Source organism: Mycobacterium sp. (genome assembly GCF_039583785.1).
Classification (GTDB): domain Bacteria; phylum Actinomycetota; class Actinomycetes; order Mycobacteriales; family Mycobacteriaceae; genus Mycobacterium.
Genome location: NZ_JAVKSG010000020.1, coordinates 1 through 18139, shown reverse-complemented (window position 1 = coordinate 18139; position 18139 = coordinate 1). Strand labels below are relative to the sequence as shown.

The window sequence follows — 18139 nt, the reverse complement described above, 5'->3', positions numbered from 1 at the left end:
CGGTCAGCGCGTCAGCAGCGCGACGCACTCGATGTGGTGGGTGAGCGGAAACGAGTCGAACGCCGAAAGCTTGTTCACCGCGTAACCGTGACTCTGGTACAGCGCGACATCTCGCGCGAATGATGCTGCCTCACAACCGATATGAACGATACGCGGGACCTCTGCCGCGGAAAGCAGATCAATCACCTCGCGTCCGGCGCCGCCGCGCGGCGGATCCAGCACGGCCACGTCGGCGCGTCCGCGCCGCGTGGTCAACGCCCGCCGCACCGAATCGCTGACCACACGTACCTGCGGAAGACCGGCCAACGTGGCACGCGCCGCACGAGACGCCGCCCGCGCGCTGTCGACGGTGACCACCTGCCCGGACTCCCCCACCGCGTCGGCCAGAACCGCAGCGAAAAGCCCGGCGCCGCCGTAGAGATCCCATGCGGTCATACCCGGATCGGGTCGCGCCCAGTCGCTCACCAGGTCGCTGTAGGTGCGCGCCGCGTCACGGTGCGCCTGCCAGAACCCCGTCACCGGCACCTGCCAGCTGTGCCGCCCGGCTCGGTGCACACCCTGGTGGCTGCCCTCGACCACCTCGGTCGCGTTGCGCCGGCCGTGGCGCACCGTGCGCGCCACATGGCGCCGACCGTCATCGTCAACGACGACATGCAGGTGCGAGCCGGGCGGCCATGCCGCATCGGTCAGGCCCTCGGTCATTCCCGCCGGCAGTTGGCCGCAGTCGAGGTCGGCGACCAGTTCGTCGCTGCGGTAACGGTGGAAACCCGGGCGGCCGTCGGCGCCCACATCCAGCCGAATCCGAGTCCGCCAGCCCGTCGGGCCGGTGGGCGACAGCGGCTGGACATCATCGCACCACTGGTAATTACCCAGGTGGGCAAGCTGATTGGACACCACTTCGGCTTTCAGCGCCCGCGCCGCGGCCGGCTCGACAAAGGCTAGATCGCAACATCCGGCGCCGTCCACACCGGCGATCGGGCACAGCGACGCGACCCGGTCAGTGGAAGGTTGGATCACCTCGATCGTCTCGGCACGCCAATACGAACCGCGGTCCGCGGTGACCTGCACCCGTACTGTCTCCCCGGGAAGGGCGTAGCGGACGAACACCACCCGGCCGTCGTGCCGCGCCACGCAATTGCCCCCGTTCGCCGGTGCGCCGACGGTCAGTGTCAGCTGCCCCAGCGCCGGAGGCGGCGCGGCTGTGGTGTTCGAGCTCAATCGAATATCCCTCGTCGCGCGTCGCCGGGAGCCGCATGCGGTTGCATCGTCTTGAGCCGCTCCGATGAATTGAGTTGCCACGGAACTGATGTCACCATCACTCCCGGCATGAAAAGCAACCGCCCTTTCAGCCGCAACGCACTCTGGTTGTGCAGCACATGCTCCCACCAATGGCCGACCACGTATTCCGGCAGAAATACCGTCACCACGCTGCGTGGCGACTCCTTGCTGACCCGTTTCACGTAATCCAATATCGGACGCGTGATTTCGCGGTACGGCGAGGCGATGACCTTCAGCGACACCTTGAGGTTGCTGTCTTCCCAGCGGCGGACCAACGCGCGGGTTTCGGCATCGTCGACGCTCACCGTGACCGCTTCCAACACATCGGGCCGCGTCGCTCGCGCATAGGCCAACGCGCGCAGCGTCGGCAGATGCATTTTGGACACCAGCACGATCGCGTGATTCTTGCTGGGCAAGACCATGCCCTGATCCTCGGCGTGATGCTCGATTTCCCGGCTGACTGAGTCGTAATGCCCCCGGATCATCTTCATCAACCCGAACAGCAGCGTCATGGCGACAATCGCGATCCAGGCGCCGGCCAGGAACTTGGTGACCAAGACGACGAGCAGCACCGCCCCAGTGGCCACGAATCCGATCGTGTTGACCACCCGTGACCGCATCATCGTCCGCCGAGTGGCGGGGTCGGTTTCGTTGCGTAGCAATCGAGTCCAGTGCCGGACCATGCCGATCTGACTCAGCGTGAACGAAATGAACACCCCGACGATGTAGAGGTGGATCAACGCGGTGACCTGAGCACGAAACGCGATGATCGCCGCCAGCGCCGCAACCGCGAGAAACACGATACCGTTGGAGAACGCCAGCCGGTCGCCGCGGGTGTGCAACTGGCGGGGCAGGTAACTGTCCTGCGCGAGCACCGAGCCCAGCACCGGAAATCCGTTGAACGCGGTGTTGGCCGCCAGCACCAGGATAAGGGCGGTCACGACGGCGATCAGCAGGAAGCCGATGTGGAAGCTGCCGAAGACGGCCTGTGCGATCTGGGTGACGAGCGTCTTCTGCTGGTAGTCGCTTGGGATACCGGTCAGCTGCACGGCGGGATTGTCGACGATCTGAACGCGAGTCTCTTTGGCCAGCAAAATGATGCCCACCAGCAGGCTGACCGCGACGGCGCCGAGCATCAGCAACGTCGTCGCCGCATTACGCGACTTGGGCTTTCGGAACGCCGGCACCCCGTTGCTGATCGCCTCGACACCGGTCAGCGCCGCACAGCCCGACGAGAACGACCGCGCCACCAGAAAGGCAAACGCAAAGCCGGTGATCGATCCGTGTTCGGCATGCATCGTGAATGCGGCGGATTCAGCGCGCACCGGCTCACCCATAAGATAAATCCGGACCAGCCCCCAGCCGAGCATAGCGGCTACGCCGATGATGAACGCGTAAGTCGGAATGGCAAAGGCCACACCGGATTCGCGAATGCCGCGCAGGTTCAGTCCCATCACGAGCAGAATCGAGGCAACGCAGAACAGCACTTTGTGGGTGGCCACGAACGGAATCGCCGAGCCGATGTTCGACATCGCCGCCGCCGTCGAAACAGCGACCGTGAGAACGTAATCCACCATCAGCGCGCTGGCCACCGTGAGCCCGGCGTTGGGGCCGAGGTTGGTGGTGACCACCTCATAGTCACCGCCGCCGGACGGGTAGGCGTGCACGTTCTGCCGGTAGCTGGCCACCACGACCAACAACACCGCCGCCACTGCGACACCGATCCACGGCGTCAGCGAATACGCCGCCAGCCCGGCCACCGACAGCATGAGGAAGATCTCTTCCGGGGCATACGCAACCGACGAGAGTGCATCGGAGGCGAAAACCGGCAGGGCGATCCGCTTGGGCAGCAGGGTGTGGCTCAACCGGTCGCTGCGAAACGGCCTACCCAACACCAGTCGGCGCGCCGCAGTCGAAAGTTTGGACACGGAGCCAAGAGTAAAGGCAACCGTGTCTCCCGGTACGGTTCGGTAGACGAGAATGGCTCCCAAGCCGACTGGCCACTATGGCTGGCGGGCCGAGAGGACCTCTAGTGCGCGTGGTTGTGATGGGGTGTGGCCGGGTGGGCTCGTCGGTCGCCGACGGGCTGGCCAGGATCGGCCACGACGTCGCGGTGATCGACAGCGACGACACGGCGTTCAGTCGGCTGAGCCCCGAGTTCGCCGGTGAGCGGGTACTCGGTCTGGGATTCGACCGGGACGTGCTGCTGAAGGCCGGTATCGAAGGGGCCGATGCGTTCGCCGCCGTGTCCTCCGGTGACAACTCCAACATCATCTCGGCGCGGCTGGCCCGGGAGACCTTCGGCGTGCGGCGGGTGGTCGCGCGGATCTACGACGCCAAGCGCGCCGAAGTCTACGAACGGCTCGGCATCCCGACGATTGCCACCGTGCCATGGACCACAGATCGGCTGCTGCACGCGCTCACCCGGGAGAGTGAGACCGTGCGGTGGCGCGACCCGACCGGAACCGTCGCCTTCGTCGAAGTGGTGCTGCATGAGAACTGGGTGGGCCGCCAGGCGACCGCTCTGGAGGCCGCCACCGGCGCCCGGGTGGCATTCCTGACCCGCTTCGGCACCGGCATTCTCCCAGAACCCAAAACGGTCATCCAGTCCGGCGACCAGATCTACCTCGCGGCGATATCCGGGCGCGCAGCCGAAGCATTGGCCATCGCGGCGCTGCCGCCGGGCGAGGACGCCGAAGCATGAGACGCGCCGGCGATCCGACCGTGCGCCGCATGAGCGGCGCCAATGAGAAGGAGCGGCGCACATGAGAGTCGCTATCGCAGGTGCGGGCGCGGTCGGCCGATCGGTGGCCCGCGAACTGATCGACAACGGGCACGATGTGACGTTGATCGAGCGAAAGCCCGAACACATCGAGGAGGACGCCATACCGGCCGCGCACTGGCGGCTGGGTGACGCCTGCGAGGTGAGCACGCTGGAGCAGATCCAGCTGCACGAGCTCGACGTGGTGGTGGCCGCGACCGGCGACGACAAGGCCAACGTGGTGCTCAGCCTGCTGGCCAAGACCGAGTTCGCGGTGCCCCGAGTAGTGGCCCGGGTCAACGACCCCCGCAACGAGTGGCTGTTCACCGACGCCTGGGGCGTCGACGTGGCGGTGTCCACCCCGCGGATGCTGGCGTCGTTGATCGAGGAGGCCTTCGCCGTCGGAGACCTGGTGCGGCTGATGGAGTTTCGGAGAGGTCAGGCCAACCTGGTCGAGATCACGCTGCCGGACAACACGCCGTGGGGCGGCAAGCCGGTGCGCAAACTCCAGCTGCCGCGCGACGTCGCGCTGGTGACGATCCTGCGCGGGCCGCGGGTGATCGTGCCGCAGGACGACGAGCCGCTGGAGGGCGGCGACGAGCTGTTGTTCGTCGCGGTCAGCGAGGCGGAAGAGGAACTGCGTCAGCATCTGCTGCCGGCGCAGTAGCGGCGGCGGCGATCGCGCGCTGTGCCGTCCTGATCGCCAGGACGGTCACCAGCGTCGCCACCGCGGCCAGCGGCCAGCCCATCCCGAGTCGCGCCACCACCAGCCAGCCGGTGTGGTTGGTGTCGTAGAGAACCCGCTGCACGATGAAGCGGGCGGTGAACACCACCACCCAGGTGAGCGTGGCGACGTCGAACGCGTAGACCGCGCCACGCACGTCGCGCCAGCCGCGATCGTGCCCGTGCAGCCAGCTCCAGATAAAGCCGACAACGGGCCGACGGATCACGATCGAGGCGGCGAACAGCGTCGCATAGCTCAATGACGTCCAAATGCCGAGCAGGAAGTAGCCTTTCGACTCCCCCAGCAGGTAGGCGATCAGCACGCAGACAGCGACGCCGATCAGGCCGGTCACCGCCGGCTGAACGGACTCTCGGCGGACCAGGCGCCACAGCAGGATCAGCGTGGCGACACCGAGCGCGGCACCGGATGCCGCGGCCAGGCCCAGCAGCCGCGAGGTTCCGACGAAGACGAGCACGGGCAGCGACGAATAGGCGATTCCCGCGACGCCGCCCAGTTGCTGCATCATCCGCTCGGCCGGAGTGCGGCCGACGCCAGCGCGCTCTGGATCGCTGGCGACGGTGTCAGCCCCGTCGCCAACGCCGGTGGCATGGTTCACCGCTGAATCTCGTAGTGCGGGTTGTAAATCGCCTTGCTGCCGCTCTCCAGCTTGCCCAGCCGGCCCTGGACGCGCAGTGTGCGGCCTGACTCGATCCCGGGAATCCGGCGCTGCCCCAACCACACCAGCTCGATGGTGTCGGTGCCGTCGAACAGTTCGGCGCGAACCCCGTCGCCGCAGCCCTTGCCGTTGCATTCGACGCTGCGGAGCATCCCGACCACGGTGACCTCCTGGCCGCGCTCGCAATCGATGGCCCGCTGCGCGCCGGTAGCCACCGCCTCGTCAGACAAGTCCTCAGCGTCACGCTGCTCGGGGTTCTCAGTCAACCGACGAGTCAGCCGGCGCAGATAACCTTCTGCCGCCATGGCTTCTCCTGAGCGTCTTGATGTGCCTCACACGGGACCGCGTACCGACGATCCTCTCACGACAACGGACACCGTAGACCCGATGGTTCCCCAACCGCCAGGCGGCGCCCGGGCAATATCTAGGGGTGGCTATCGACCTGCGCGGCGTTCGTGCCGTTGTGCTGCCGGGAACGGGATCCGACGACAGCTATGCCGCCCGGGCGTTCGGCGCGCCGCTGCGCGACGCCGGCGCTCGACTGCTGACGCCGCGGCCGCAGCCGACTCGTTTGATCGACGGCTACCTAGACGACCTGAACGACGCCGCGCGCAACGGACCGATCGCGGTCGGCGGTGTGTCGATCGGCGCCGCGGTGGCCGTCGCATGGGCGTTACAACATCCCGATCGCGCGGTCGCAGTGCTGGCCGCGCTGCCGGCATGGACCGGCGCACCGCACGGCGCGACCGCCGCAGTGGCAGCACAGCACTCCGCTCGACAGCTACGTGACGACGGCCTGGAGGCGACGACAGCGCAGATGCGCGCGTCGAGCCCGCCGTGGCTGGCCGACGAGTTGGCCCGCTCGTGGCTCGGCCAGTGGCCGCATCTGCCCGACGCGATGGAAGAGGCCGCCGGCTACGTCGCCCCGACCTACGAAGAACTTCAGCGGCTGACAGCGCCGCTGGGCGTCGCGGCGGCTGAAGACGACCCGATTCATCCGCTTGATGTCGGGCGCCGGTGGGCGGCCGCAGCGCCGCACGCGGCGCTGCGCACCGTGACCCTGGACCAGATCGGCGCGGACCCGTCCGCGCTGGGCGCCGCCTGTCTGCTGGCGCTGAACGCGGCATAGTCACCGGCGACCCGCTGCGCCCGGCCCGGGGCCTGGGTCGGTGACAGGTTCGCCGGGGCTAGGAGGTCGCTAGCCGTCGGTACCGCGCAGCTGCTGCATCGCCGAGCCCGCGGCACTGCGACGCTCGGGGGCAACCGATTCGTCTTGGCTGGCGGCGGCGGAGTCGGTCGGCTCGACCGGCTGCCCGGCAGCACCCTGAGCAGCAGCGGCCTCGCGCAGCTGCGACGCCATCGGCTCCGGCAGCTGCACCGGCAGCGGCGTGCGCACCGGCAGCGGCGTGTCACCGCGACGAATCACTGTGTCCAACAATGCATTTCGGGCTTCTTCGGTGAGCGCGTCCACGCTATCGCTGGAGCCGTTGACCACGCAACGGATCATCCAGCGGTAGCCATCGACCCCGATGAACCGCACCACACCGGTCCCGGTGCCAACCACCTCTCGGCCCCATCGGCCGTCTTGAATGGTCACCGAGGCCCCGTCGGCGCGAAGCGAATCCGCCAGCTCAGCGGCGACTTCCCGCCACAGCCCACCGGTCTTGGGCGCGGCATACGCAGCGATGGTGAAACGACCGTTGACCGTCACCACCCACACCGCGCTGGGGACGCCGTTCTCGGTCAACTCGACCTGAAGCTGGGCCGCCTCCGGCAGCGGGACCAGCACCGAGCCGAGGTCCAGGCGGCCCTCGGCGGCAACCGACGACTCGTCGAAATCCTCGATGTCGAAGGGGCCATCCAGGTCGCCGTCAGCCGCAACTTCGGCGGCCGCTGCCGGCTTTCGATGCGTGCCCGCCGTTTCCGGTTCGTCGACGGGTTCGTCCTTGGATTTACGCCTGCCAAATGCCATCTAAAGACTCGCATGTCCGCCGGAGGAACCGTGGCCGCCGGCGCCACGGGAAGTATCGGCCATACCGGCCTCGTCGAACGACGCCACCTCGACCAGGTCGACCAGTTCGACGCGCTGCACCAGCAGCTGCGCGATCCGGTCGCCACGGTTGACCACGATCGGCGCCGCGGGGTCGAGGTTGATCAATGAAACCTTGATCTCACCACGGTAACCCGCATCGATGGTGCCGGGACTGTTGACAATCGAAAGTCCCACCCGCGCAGCCAAACCGGACCTCGGGTGCACAAGCCCCACCATTCCGACCGGGATGGCCACCGCGATGCCCGTCCCGACCAGCGCCCGGTGTCCGGGCGCAAGCTCGAGGTCTTCGGCGCTGTAGAGATCTACCCCGGCATCACCGTGGTGGGCCCGGGCGGGCAGCGGAAGCCCGGGGTCGAGACGAACAACCGCCAGACTGGTCGACACGGGGGCACAGACTACCCTTGGCCAGGTGTCAGGGACGCCAGTCATGCCGCAAAGCGTGCGGTACAGCGAGCGTTTGTGGGTGCCGTGGTGGTGGTGGCCACTGGGTTTCGGTCTGGCGGCGCTGATCGCCGTCGAAGTCAACATGGGCGTGCCGAGCCTGCCGCGCTGGCTCCCGTTCGCCGCGTTGTTCGTCGTCGCTGCCGGGGCGTTGCTGTGGCTGGGCCGCATCGAGGTCCGGGTCAGCACCGGCGACAGCGGAGTCGAACTTCAGGTCGGTGAGGCCCACCTGCCGGTCTCGGTGATCTCCCGCTCTGCCGACATTCCCCGCTCGGCCAAGTCAGCGGCGTTGGGACGTCAGCTCGACCCGGCCGCCTACGTGGTTCACCGTGGCTGGGTCGGCCCCATGGTGCTGGTGGTGCTGGACGACGCGGACGACCCGACGCCCTACTGGCTGGTGAGTACCCGCCACCCAGAGCGGGTGTTGTCGGCGTTGCGCAGCTAGTCGGCAACTGCCCGACGGCCAAAGTCAGGCCGCGCAGTCCGTACAGATCATTACGCCGCCCTTTTCGCTGGCCAACCGACTGCGGTGTTGGACCAGAAAGCAGCTCGAGCAGGTGAACTCGTCGGCCTGCTTCGGGATGACACGGACCGTGAGCTCTTCGCCGGACAAGTCGGCGCCGGGCAGCTCGAACGACTCGGCGGACTCGGCCTCGTCGACGTCAACAACCGCCGACGCCGCCTCGTTTCGCCGCGCCTTGAGTTCCTCTAGGGAGTCCTCTGAAACGTCGTCGGTTTCGGTGCGCCGTGGGGCGTCATAGTCGGTTGCCATCGTCTGTCCCCTCGTAAACGTGCAAGCAAAGCTTTGTACCAGCGTCGAACGCATCCGCAAAATGATTCGTGCCCGTATCGACGGGTATTCAATTGTGATTTACATCACACCCGATGTTTAGCAGCACTACCTCCCGCTAAACATCGGGCTGGAGAGTGCCTTAGAGTGCCACAGTGGTCGCGCAAATCACTGAAGGCACAGCGTTAGACAAGCACGGTCGCCCATTCCGCCGTCGCAACGCCCGGCCCGCAATCGCCCTGCTGATAGTGCTGCTGGTGGCCAGCGCCGTGGCGTGGACCATCGCGCTGACCCGCCCGGCCGACGTTCATGAGGCGACGGCGTGCAACCCACCGCCGGAGCAGACCGGCCCGGCCCAACCGCACCTGGGCACCGCGGTGTCGCGCAGCGCGATGATCAACGTCGCACCGGCCAAGCTCGCCGACACCAAGGTCCGGGTCCTCAACGCCAGCGGGCGGGGCGGTCAAGCCGCCGACGTCGCGGGCGCCCTGCGGGATCTGGGATTCGCGCAGCCGACGGCTGCCAACGACCCGGTCTACGCCAACACGCGACTGACCTGTCAGGGGCAGATCCGCTTCGGTGAGGCCGGTCAGGCCGGGGCGGCCGCGGTGTGGCTGGTCGCGCCCTGCGCCGAGCTTTACCGCGACGATCGCACCGACGACTCCGTCGATCTCGCGATCGGCACCGAGTTCGGGGCGCTGGCTCACAGCGACGACATCGCCGCGGTGCTCGCCGGCCTGCGCCCGGGCAACACCGAGCCCGCGGACCCCGCGCTGCTGGCCAGGATTCACGCCGGCAGCTGCTGACCTCCTCAGCCGGGAATCGGCGCCAGACCGTCGAATCGGCCGAGGGCAGCGAGCAACTGATCGGCGATGCCAGGCGCGGCGGCGACCACCAATGCCGCGTTGCGAACTGGGTCGTCCGGCTCCGGCAACACCACCCGCGCCCCGGCCTCAGCGGCGATGAGCGCGCCCGCCGCGGAGTCCCACGCATTCAGCCCATGCTCGTAGTAGGCGTCCAGCCGGCCCGCCGCGACCATGCACAAATCCAGCGCCGCAGAGCCGATTCGGCGCACATCCCGGACCGCCGGCAGGATCTGTGACACCAGCTGCGCCTGGACCGTGCGGCGGCGCCCGGAGTAGGCGAACCCGGTGCCCACCAACGCCCGCGACAAATCGTCGACGGCACTGCACCGCAGACAGCGGGTGCCCTCGGCGTCGGTGACGTGTGCGCTCAGTCCCACAGCGGCCGAGTACAGCCGCCCGCCGACGACATCAGCGACCGCGCCGGCCACCGAGACACCGTCGATCTGCGCGGCCACCGAAACCGCGTACGCCGGGATTCCGTAGACGAAGTTCACCGTGCCGTCGATCGGGTCCAGCACCCAGGTGACCGCGCCGGGTGCAGCGCCCGCCGGATCGGTCGGCCCGCCGCCCTCCTCGCCGAGGATGGCGTCACCGGATCGCAGTTGCGCCAACCGATCACGCAGCAGCCGTTCGGTTTCGGTGTCGACGACGGTCACCGGGTCGGTCGGCGTCGTCTTGGTCTGCACCGCGTCGTCGCCGTCGGCGCCGGCGTCGGCGCCGAAGACCTCGCCGCGTCGTCGCCGCACGAACGCGGCTGCTTCGGCGGCCAGCGCCTCGGCCACTGTCCGCAGCTGCGCCGGCTGGTTCTCAGGTGTGCTCACCGACCCATCGCATCACAGATATCGCTGGGATTGGCAACGTCGGAGTAACAAGACAACCAACCACCCAGCTACGCACTAGGGTTTTGTCGACACCCACAGCTCGCCGAGGAGATTCGATGACCAGTTCCGACGCGCCGCACGCCGCACCGACGAACGAAGGGGCAGTGCCGCCGGCGAGACAAGGCTTCGGCATCGACGTCGGCGGCAGCGGCATCAAGGGCGGCATCGTCGACCTGGACACCGGGGAGCTGGTCGGCGACCGCCACCGGCTGCCGACGCCGCAGCCGGCCACTCCGTCGGCCGTCGCCGCGACCATCGCTGCCATCGTCAACGATTTCGGGTGGACCGGCCCGCTCGGCGTGACGTATCCCGGCGTCGTCACCCACGGCATCGTCCGGACCGCCGCCAACGTCGACAAGAAGTGGATCGGCACCAACGCGCGCGACATCATCAGCGCGGGATTGAACGGTCAAGAGGTCGTCGTGCTCAACGACGCCGACGCGGCTGGGCTGGCCGAGGAACACTACGGCGCGGGCAAGGACGCCACCGGCCTGGTGGTGCTGCTCACATTCGGCACCGGCATCGGCTCGGCGGTCATCCACAACGGGATTTTGCTGCCCAACACCGAGTTCGGTCACCTCGAGGTCGGCGGCAAGGAGGCCGAACGCCGCGCCGCGTCCTCGGTCCGCGACAAGCGCGGCTGGAGCTACAAAAAGTGGACCAAGCAGGTGACGAAGGTGCTGATCGCGATCGAGAACGCAATGTGCCCGGAGCTGTTCATCGCCGGCGGCGGAATCAGCCGCAAAGCCGACAAATGGATTCCGCTGCTGAAAAACCGCACGCCGGTGGTGCCTGCCGCCCTGCAGAACAAGGCCGGAATCGTCGGCGCGGCGATGGCGGCGACGCGCGACGTGACGCACTGATTTGCGCTCACTGGCGGGGGTGACGCCCCGCGGTCGTTACAATGGTCACCGCCAGCCGCCTGAGGAGATAGCGGCGAATATCCACCCTGATAATCGACGCCGACATCCGACACAGCTGACGTCTTCCGATTGAGCGTGCCTACGCACCGGAAGAGAGTTCTACCGAAGGGGTTCACGTGGCAGCGACCAAAGCACGACCGGCAACCGATGAGCCGGTGAAGCGCACCGCCGCCAAATCTCCCGCCAAGCGTTCGCCGGCGAAGGCCACCAACGGCGCTGCGACCAAGAAGGCTCCGGCGAAAGCCGCTACCGCGACCAAGTCGCGCACCGCCACCAAAAGCGCCGCAGCCAAGGCCGCACCGACCGGTGGCCGCTCGAAAAAGGCAACCACGAAGGGCGCCGACGACGCCGAGGCGACCACCACCGATCTGGAGGCCGACGAGCCGGACCTCGACAGCGACGCCGAACTCGAGGGTGACCCGGGCGACGAGATCGATCTCGCCGACGAAGATCTGACCCTCGGCGACGAAGACCTCGCGGTTGACTCGTCCGACGACGACACCGAAGTCGGCGCCGAGCCGTCCGACATCGACGAAGCGGCTGCGAAGAAGCCCGCCGAAGCCGCCGGCGAGCACTCCGGTGACGACGAGGAGATCGTCGAGCCGAGCGAAAAGGACAAGGCCTCAGGCGATTTCGTCTGGGACGAGGATGAGTCGGAGGCGCTGCGGCAGGCCCGCAAGGACGCCGAGCTGACAGCGTCTGCGGATTCAGTTCGCGCCTACCTCAAGCAGATCGGCAAGGTGGCGCTGCTCAACGCCGAAGAGGAAGTCGAGCTGGCCAAGCGCATCGAAGCCGGCCTCTACGCGACCCAGTTGATGACCGACCTGAGCGAAAAAGGCGAGAAGCTGCCCGCCGCCCAGCGTCGCGACATGGTGTGGATCTGCCGCGACGGCGACCGCGCGAAAAACCATCTGCTGGAAGCGAACCTGCGACTCGTGGTGTCGCTGGCCAAACGCTACACCGGCCGCGGCATGGCGTTCCTGGACTTGATCCAGGAAGGCAACCTCGGCCTGATCCGTGCGGTCGAAAAGTTCGACTACACCAAGGGTTACAAGTTCTCCACCTATGCGACGTGGTGGATCCGCCAGGCGATCACCCGCGCCATGGCCGACCAGGCCCGCACCATCCGCATCCCGGTGCACATGGTCGAGGTCATCAACAAGCTGGGCCGCATTCAGCGCGAACTGCTCCAAGACCTGGGCCGCGAGCCCACGCCCGAAGAGCTGGCCAAGGAAATGGACATCACCCCGGAGAAGGTGCTGGAGATCCAGCAGTACGCCCGGGAGCCGATCTCGCTGGACCAGACCATCGGCGACGAGGGCGACAGCCAGCTCGGTGACTTCATCGAGGACAGCGAAGCGGTGGTGGCCGTCGACGCGGTGTCGTTCACGCTGCTGCAGGACCAGCTGCAGTCGGTGCTGGAGACGCTGTCCGAGCGCGAAGCCGGTGTCGTGCGACTGCGCTTCGGCCTCACCGACGGCCAGCCGCGCACCCTCGACGAGATCGGCCAGGTCTACGGCGTGACCCGGGAGCGAATCCGGCAGATCGAGTCGAAGACGATGTCGAAGCTGCGCCACCCCAGCCGCTCGCAGGTGCTGCGCGACTACCTGGACTGACGAATTTCCTCGAAAAGTCCGCTGCCCAGCTAGGTGCCGGAACGGCTCCGACCAGTTGAGCGAGTATGTTGGCGGTGCTGCACAACCCGGCGCCAATCAGCTTGTGGCCAAGAAAACCGGGACGGGTGCGGGGGCAGTCATACCGTCTTTCTGGCGTCAGAGCGCCTCTGAGCAGCGGAGTCGGGTTGGAATTTCGCCCAGTGGAACGCCGAACAAAGCCGATCGCTCTTCAACGCGGAGAGAAGCTGGTCATCAGGGTTTGGAGTTGGGACAAGTCCAGACTTGTGACAGACGCCAAGTCGGGTTACGAGATCGACACTGTCCAGAACGGCGAACCGCCGACTTACTACAGCATCTCGGTTTTTGCTTTGCCGCTCACCGAGGGAGAAACCGTCGATGACCTGGTCGATCGACTTATTGTCCACGCGGCCGAGCACCGCCGATTTAAGTGGTACTGCCTCGTGACCGAATCGGAACTAGCGAACGACCATTTCGAGTTGATACTGAATGAACCGCCAGATGACCACTACGACATAACTCTCGGCACGGATGCCCTCGACGTGGAGAGAGCTGCGAGATTGGCCATGCTGTTCGGCGAGGAGAAGATTAGGATGCGGACATGACCGGGGTAGTGAACATTTTTCAGGCGCCTACGGGCAACAGCCTGGACATTCGGGTTGAGGTCAACCCGAACTCGTATCACGGCAGCGATGGTGATCCCGAGCTGTATATCGCCCGTTTCCGTGACGCCTCAGCTGTGCCAACGATCAACGATGAAGTGACGGTCATCCAGCCGGACGACGACCCCACGGCTGATTTCGTTAGCACGGCCGTGGTTCTGGACGTTGATCAAGAACATCGGCTGATCACCCTGCGAGTCGACTGGAAAGGCTTCCACGATGTCGAGCCACTGCATCGGCCAGTTGTCGCCGGCGGTGAAATCACGGTCAACTACCGCGAGGCCGTTCTAATCCGCGCGTGACGCCGAACACACCGAGCGTTGGCTTTTCAGACCTCCTACGCTGAGGCTGCCGACGCCTGATCAATCCGCGCGGGAACGGGAGTTACTTGATGGCGAAGCTTCTGCAAGGTGGTCAATCAATCCTGACTATGGGGGGCGGAGGCGCAAACTTCCTGTTCGCGCATCTACAGACAGCTGCATACGAGCGGTTTCGCGAAGGACAAGGCTTCTTCATCACGTTCTTCGGTGGCACTGACAACAACGGCGAACCGATGCCGGCGAACTCGATCTGGTGTCCCGCTGAGGTTCCGCTGCACTTTTTCTTCGATGAGTACGAAGAGCCAGTCAAGCTTCAGCAAGAGCTGGTCGACACCATCTTGAAGACTATGAACGACCCGATCGGCGTCATCATTTCGCCGCACAACGAATTCGTATGGCCGTTCACCCCGCTTAAGACTGAGCGCCCGCAGCCACCAGAGCCACAGTCATAGGTCAACTTTCGGTCAACTGCGCGGCGGGCGGGTGGTCGCCGAACGTGCCGCGCTCGTCGCCGGCCACCGTTCAGTTGTGCTGCTCTTCAGCACGCGTCCCCTCTCTGTCAACATGAGTTGAGGCGCCCGCCCCCTGACAATTAGTGATCCGAGGGCGGGGATGGAGAGAGTCTCCCCGAAATGACGAACAAAGTGACGACGTTGGCCCGAGCGGCCGGGATGGAAGATCCTGGTGGGGTGGCTGAGGATGCAACGCAACGTCCCGATCCCGAGGTGCCTGAACGCGCCCGGCGGCGGACGTTCACCGCCAAGTACAAGCTGGAGGTCCTTGCTGCCTATGACGCAGCACCCGACGGTGAGAAAGGCGCGGTGTTGCGCCGTGAGGGGCTGTATTCCAGCCACATCACTGAGTGGCGCAAAGCGCGTGACGCCGGCGCGTTGGCGGGACTGGCCGCCCCACGCGGGCGCAAGCGCCGTGATCCGGCCGCCGAGCAGATCGCTCGCCTGCAAGCCGAAAAGCAGCGACTGGAGCAGGAGCTGGCCAAGACCCGCTTCGTGGTGGATGTGCAGGCAAAACTGCACGCTTATGCGGGTGATCGGTGTCAAGTGCGGGGTCCGTCGAGCCTGGTGAGCAGCTCGAGGTAGACCTTCTGTCTGCGGGGTTCAGCGCGTTGGGTGGCATTGTCGAGCTGGTTGGTCAGGACCTGGCGGTGCTGCTCGTTGGTGGAGAAGTGGGTGCAGGTTTCGCAGATCGTTTCGTAGCGGCAGTCCAAGACGGTGGGCCGGGTGCAATGCCCGTTGCCGAGCAGTCGGGTGGCCTCGCCGCGTAGGCGTCGCATGTTGGGGCCTTCCGCGTCGGCGGGCAAGGCGGTCGGGGGTTGGGTGTAGAGCGCTTCGACTTGTGCTGTGACAGCGAAGTATTCGTCGGCTACAGTGCGGTCTGCGATGCGCGCATAGGTCATGGTCATCGACAGGGAGGCATGGCCGAGAAGCGCGGCGATCGCTTCGATACTCATGCCCCGGTTGATGGCCTGGGTGGCCAAAGTGTGACGGAGTTGGTGGGGGGTGACGTGCCCGATGCCGGCGGCCGCCGCGGCGGCGTAGACGGCGTAGTCGACCCGCCGCCCGGGAATGGGCCGACCCCGGTCGGTGAACATCAGGGTGCTGTTGTCTGGTTGTGGCGGGTGAGCGCAAAGCCATTGCTGGAGAAGCTCATCGACCCTGGGATGCAGCGGAATGTAGCGGTCGTTGTGCAGTTTCCCGATCGGGGTGCGCAGCCAGCGTGCATCGCCGATCACGGTGATCGCATCGCGGGTCAACCCGAGGAACTCGCCCTTGCGTAGGCCGGTGCGGGCAAGGACCTCGACGGCGACCCGGTCGAACAGATCGGGCAATGCGCGGGCGGCGGTAAGCAGAGCGGCGGCGTCGGGGTCGGAGAGGAACCTCGGCAGGGGCCGGTCCCGGATGGGCATGTCCCCGGCGAAGATCGGGTTGCGCGCGGGCGCATCGGCATAGTCCCATTCGATGATCCGGTCGAAGAAGCAGTGCAGGTGACTTATTCGCATCCCGGTGGTCGTCTTGGCGGGTGCGCGCTTGCCGCGGTAACCGGGCTTGCTGGTCAGGAAGGTCTTGAAGCCCTCAATGTGGGTGCGGCGGATGTGTGCGACACCGGTGATCTCGGGGTGGTGGTCGGTGAGATAGACGGCGAGGTGGCGCAGGGTGGTATCGATCAGCGCCACACTGCCCGGGCGCATGCTCACGGCGATCTGGGTCAGGTAGCGGCGCAGGGTGGCGACCAGCTGTGGCGCCCGGGCAGCCAGGGCGGTCCAATGCGTGTCGCGACTCGACGGCGACAAGCGGGTCGGTGAGGCGTCGACGATAAGGCCCAGGGCAGCTGCGGTGGCCTTGAGACCGTGCAGCGGGGTGGACCAGGTGTTCGGGATCTTGCCGCCCGAATCGGTGTGGGCCGCGGTCAGCTCAGCGGACACACTGTGGAAGATGTTGGTGTCCAGCATGTTTGGTGTCGCACCAGCGGTGGCGGCGATCTTGGCCAGAGTGCACCACTGGCGTGCGGCTTCGTGCTTGCTGAATCCAAGGGCCAGGGCGCTCCGATGGAAGGTGTCCGCGAAGTCCGGATGCACTGCGGCGGCGTGGAAACCCCACTCGCTGCGGCAAGCCCGGACGTAGCCGGCCGAAGCCGGGCGTGCTGTGGCCAGGAGCAGGAACGCCACCAGTCCCCGGATCCCGACACCGATCGCGAGTTGCGTTGGAAGAGAGGATTGTTGCCATCCACTGAGATCCGTGAAGGCACGGGTGAAGGCTTCCACGGTCGCCCGCCTCTGCGTCTGTGCGGCCGGGGAGTCGCCGCGGGCGGTGAATCGTGTGATCGCGGTCAGTTCGTCCAGCGACACAGAGCCAGCGACCCGAGGCGCACCCGCAGGTGTCTGCACGGTGGCTACGGCCGGGGTGCTCACGCGTGGCTGCCGGAGTCCGCGGCGGCCAGGGATTGGTCCAAGGCGGTGATCGCCTGGTGGTATTGGTCAGCGAGCCAGGTGTTGGAAAGATGCAGGTAGATACGGGTGGATTCGATGTTTCGGTGCCCGGCCTGAGCTTGGACGGCCTCCAAAGCCATGCCCGCTTCGCGGAGCCGGGTCAGGCAGGTATGGCGAAGCATGTGGCAGGTCAGATGGCCGATTCGGGCACGGCCACGGGCGCCGCGGATGATCTCGTCGACGCCGGCCGCCGACAGTGGCTGCCCGCGGCGGGGTCCTTTGAGGACAACGAACACGCTCGCGGTGGCCGTGTCGGCAGGGCGTTCGGTGTCGAGGTAGGCGGCGAGGGCGTTGAAGAACCCGGGCGCGATCGGGACGATGCGGTGGTGTCCGCCTTTGCCTTCGGTGATCGTCACCCTCCGGTCGGCGAGGTCGATGTCGCCAAGGCGCAGGCCAAGAACCTCACAGCGGCGCAGTCCGCCCAAGAGCATCGCCAGGATCATGGCACGGTCGCGGTGGGTGCGCAGGGCGCCGAGGAGATCGGTGGCGTCGTTGGCGTCCAGGATTTTGGGCAGTGTGCGCGGTGTCCGGATCAGCGGGGTGGATCTGGTCCGGCGCCGCTGATCGGCGGGTTTGCGGATGCTCAGCCCGGTGGGCACCGGGTTGGCGGCGATCAGGTTACGGGCACTCAGATAGCCGTATAGCCCGGAGAGGGTGGCCAGGCGGCGGCGGATGGTGCGTGCACAGAGCCCCTTCTCTCCGTCGTCGAGGCGCACGACGTTGCCTCCGTGGGCGGGACGCCTTTGGGCGGTGATGAATTCAAGAACATCGTCAGTGGTGACCTTGAGCGGGTCCTTCTCGACAACGCTGAAGAAGACTTTCAGGTCGTATCCGGCAGCGAGGACCGAGTTGGGGCGACACCGGGCCGAGACGAACCGCAGGTAGTCGTCGAGCAGGTCGTGACCGAGCCGGACCTCGACACCGGTCTCGCCCAAAGACCGGCGGACAATTTGTGGGATGAATCGGGGCATGCGGGCCTTCCGTTTCCCTGCCCGCTCTCCGGCGGAATGTCGGAGAATCACCGGGCACGAGATCACCTACATATCCTTGCGCTCTTGGAGACGCTCTCCGGGAGCGCGGATACCGATCCGAGGTCGACACCGTGACTGATCAGGCCGTCGTGGAG

Annotated in this window: 20 protein-coding genes and 1 pseudogene; 11 read left to right on the top strand and 10 right to left on the bottom strand. The window is 66.5% G+C overall.

Features of this window, described 5'->3' with window-relative positions:
• Positions 1-3: 3 nt before the first annotated feature.
• On the bottom strand, positions 4-1218 hold the full coding sequence (locus ABDV69_RS09000) for a TRAM domain-containing protein (RefSeq protein ID WP_343573381.1): 1215 nt from the start codon (positions 1216-1218) through the stop codon (positions 4-6).
• Positions 1215-3206 (bottom strand): APC family permease, encoded by a 1992-nt coding sequence (locus tag ABDV69_RS08995; protein ID WP_343573379.1) that lies wholly within the window; start codon positions 3204-3206, stop codon positions 1215-1217. The genes ABDV69_RS09000 and ABDV69_RS08995 overlap by 4 nt, the downstream gene beginning before the upstream one ends.
• A gap of 104 nt (positions 3207-3310) precedes the next feature.
• Between ABDV69_RS08995 and ABDV69_RS08990 the strand changes: the two genes are divergently transcribed.
• Entirely contained in the window at positions 3311-3982 is a 672-nt protein-coding gene (locus ABDV69_RS08990) for a TrkA family potassium uptake protein (protein WP_343573378.1), read from the top strand.
• A 61-nt stretch (positions 3983-4043) separates the two neighbouring features.
• The gene (locus tag ABDV69_RS08985; RefSeq protein ID WP_343573377.1) at positions 4044-4706 is read left to right on the top strand and encodes a TrkA family potassium uptake protein; all 663 of its coding nucleotides are present in this window, start codon (positions 4044-4046) and stop codon (positions 4704-4706) included.
• Here the strand turns inward: ABDV69_RS08985 and ABDV69_RS08980 are convergent.
• Together ABDV69_RS08980 and ABDV69_RS08975 are read right to left on the bottom strand one after the other, a co-directional pair.
• Positions 4657-5289, bottom strand: coding sequence for a DUF3159 domain-containing protein (locus tag ABDV69_RS08980; RefSeq protein WP_343573437.1), 633 nt, complete (start codon positions 5287-5289; stop codon positions 4657-4659). The genes ABDV69_RS08985 and ABDV69_RS08980 overlap by 50 nt on opposite strands.
• 86 nt (positions 5290-5375) lie before the next feature.
• A complete protein-coding gene (locus tag ABDV69_RS08975) occupies positions 5376-5744 on the bottom strand; it encodes an OB-fold nucleic acid binding domain-containing protein (protein WP_343573375.1) in 369 nt (122 codons plus the stop codon).
• A gap of 125 nt (positions 5745-5869) precedes the next feature.
• Between ABDV69_RS08975 and ABDV69_RS08970 the strand changes: the two genes are divergently transcribed.
• Positions 5870-6568 (top strand): alpha/beta hydrolase, encoded by a 699-nt coding sequence (locus ABDV69_RS08970; protein WP_343573373.1) that lies wholly within the window; start codon positions 5870-5872, stop codon positions 6566-6568.
• A 69-nt stretch (positions 6569-6637) separates the two neighbouring features.
• Here ABDV69_RS08970 and ABDV69_RS08965 read toward each other — a convergent pair whose 3' ends face one another.
• Positions 6638-7411: a DUF3710 domain-containing protein gene (locus ABDV69_RS08965; protein ID WP_343573372.1), complete on the bottom strand. Its 774-nt coding sequence runs from the start codon at positions 7409-7411 to the stop codon at positions 6638-6640.
• Positions 7412-7876, bottom strand: coding sequence for a dUTP diphosphatase (gene dut, locus ABDV69_RS08960; RefSeq protein WP_343573370.1), 465 nt, complete (start codon positions 7874-7876; stop codon positions 7412-7414). It abuts the gene before it with no gap.
• A 25-nt stretch (positions 7877-7901) separates the two neighbouring features.
• Between dut and ABDV69_RS08955 the strand changes: the two genes are divergently transcribed.
• A complete protein-coding gene (locus ABDV69_RS08955) occupies positions 7902-8378 on the top strand; it encodes a DUF3093 domain-containing protein (RefSeq protein ID WP_343573368.1) in 477 nt (158 codons plus the stop codon).
• 24 nt (positions 8379-8402) lie between these two features.
• Here the strand turns inward: ABDV69_RS08955 and ABDV69_RS08950 are convergent, their stop codons facing one another.
• Entirely contained in the window at positions 8403-8705 is a 303-nt protein-coding gene (locus ABDV69_RS08950; RefSeq protein ID WP_343573367.1) for a DUF4193 domain-containing protein, read from the bottom strand.
• Positions 8706-8878: 173 nt separating this feature from the next.
• Between ABDV69_RS08950 and cei the strand changes: the two genes are divergently transcribed.
• A complete protein-coding gene (cei, locus tag ABDV69_RS08945; RefSeq protein WP_343573365.1) occupies positions 8879-9529 on the top strand; it encodes an envelope integrity protein Cei in 651 nt (216 codons plus the stop codon).
• 5 nt (positions 9530-9534) lie between these two features.
• On the opposite strand, the gene ABDV69_RS08940 is transcribed toward cei, so the two are convergent.
• On the bottom strand, positions 9535-10410 hold the full coding sequence (locus tag ABDV69_RS08940; protein ID WP_343573364.1) for an inositol monophosphatase family protein: 876 nt from the start codon (positions 10408-10410) through the stop codon (positions 9535-9537).
• Positions 10411-10526: 116 nt separating this feature from the next.
• Here ABDV69_RS08940 and ABDV69_RS08935 point away from each other — a divergent pair, with 116 nt between their 5' ends.
• The 6 genes and pseudogenes from ABDV69_RS08935 to ABDV69_RS08910 all read left to right on the top strand — a co-directional run.
• A complete protein-coding gene (locus ABDV69_RS08935) occupies positions 10527-11333 on the top strand; it encodes a polyphosphate--glucose phosphotransferase (RefSeq protein WP_343573363.1) in 807 nt (268 codons plus the stop codon).
• 128 nt (positions 11334-11461) lie between these two features.
• Positions 11462-13009, top strand: coding sequence for an RNA polymerase sigma factor (locus ABDV69_RS08930; protein WP_343573436.1), 1548 nt, complete (start codon positions 11462-11464; stop codon positions 13007-13009).
• A gap of 200 nt (positions 13010-13209) precedes the next feature.
• Complete coding sequence (locus tag ABDV69_RS08925) at positions 13210-13632, top strand: hypothetical protein (RefSeq protein WP_343573361.1); 423 nt, start codon at positions 13210-13212, stop codon at positions 13630-13632.
• Positions 13629-13991: a hypothetical protein gene (locus tag ABDV69_RS08920; protein ID WP_343573360.1), complete on the top strand. Its 363-nt coding sequence runs from the start codon at positions 13629-13631 to the stop codon at positions 13989-13991. The genes ABDV69_RS08925 and ABDV69_RS08920 overlap by 4 nt, the downstream gene beginning before the upstream one ends.
• Positions 13992-14080: 89 nt before the next feature.
• Positions 14081-14461: a hypothetical protein gene (locus ABDV69_RS08915; protein ID WP_343573358.1), complete on the top strand. Its 381-nt coding sequence runs from the start codon at positions 14081-14083 to the stop codon at positions 14459-14461.
• Positions 14462-14680: 219 nt separating this feature from the next.
• A pseudogene (locus tag ABDV69_RS08910) lies at positions 14681-14929 on the top strand (hypothetical protein); the annotation flags it as partial.
• A 134-nt stretch (positions 14930-15063) separates the two neighbouring features.
• On the opposite strand, the gene ABDV69_RS08905 reads toward ABDV69_RS08910, so the two are convergent.
• Together ABDV69_RS08905 and ABDV69_RS08900 are read right to left on the bottom strand one after the other, a co-directional pair.
• Complete coding sequence (locus ABDV69_RS08905; RefSeq protein ID WP_343573357.1) at positions 15064-16935, bottom strand: site-specific integrase; 1872 nt, start codon at positions 16933-16935, stop codon at positions 15064-15066.
• Complete coding sequence (locus tag ABDV69_RS08900; protein ID WP_343573355.1) at positions 16932-17984, bottom strand: tyrosine-type recombinase/integrase; 1053 nt, start codon at positions 17982-17984, stop codon at positions 16932-16934. The genes ABDV69_RS08905 and ABDV69_RS08900 overlap by 4 nt, the downstream gene beginning before the upstream one ends.
• Positions 17985-18139 lie beyond the last annotated feature (155 nt).

Excerpts from the sequence above, each read along its gene's own strand:
- ABDV69_RS08980 (WP_343573437.1), bottom strand. The coding sequence starts at position 5,289 with ATGATGCAGCAACTGGGCGGCGTCGCGGGAATCGCCTATTCGTCGCTG.
- ABDV69_RS08950 (WP_343573367.1), bottom strand. The coding sequence starts at position 8,705 with ATGGCAACCGACTATGACGCCCCACGGCGCACCGAAACCGACGACGTT.
- ABDV69_RS08915 (WP_343573358.1), top strand. The coding sequence starts at position 14,081 with ATGGCGAAGCTTCTGCAAGGTGGTCAATCAATCCTGACTATGGGGGGC.
- ABDV69_RS08965 (WP_343573372.1), bottom strand. The coding sequence starts at position 7,411 with ATGGCATTTGGCAGGCGTAAATCCAAGGACGAACCCGTCGACGAACCG.
- ABDV69_RS08920 (WP_343573360.1), top strand. The coding sequence starts at position 13,629 with ATGACCGGGGTAGTGAACATTTTTCAGGCGCCTACGGGCAACAGCCTG.
- ABDV69_RS08975 (WP_343573375.1), bottom strand. The coding sequence starts at position 5,744 with ATGGCGGCAGAAGGTTATCTGCGCCGGCTGACTCGTCGGTTGACTGAG.
- ABDV69_RS08900 (WP_343573355.1), bottom strand. The coding sequence starts at position 17,984 with ATGCCCCGATTCATCCCACAAATTGTCCGCCGGTCTTTGGGCGAGACC.
- ABDV69_RS08935 (WP_343573363.1), top strand. The coding sequence starts at position 10,527 with ATGACCAGTTCCGACGCGCCGCACGCCGCACCGACGAACGAAGGGGCA.
- ABDV69_RS08985 (WP_343573377.1), top strand. The coding sequence starts at position 4,044 with ATGAGAGTCGCTATCGCAGGTGCGGGCGCGGTCGGCCGATCGGTGGCC.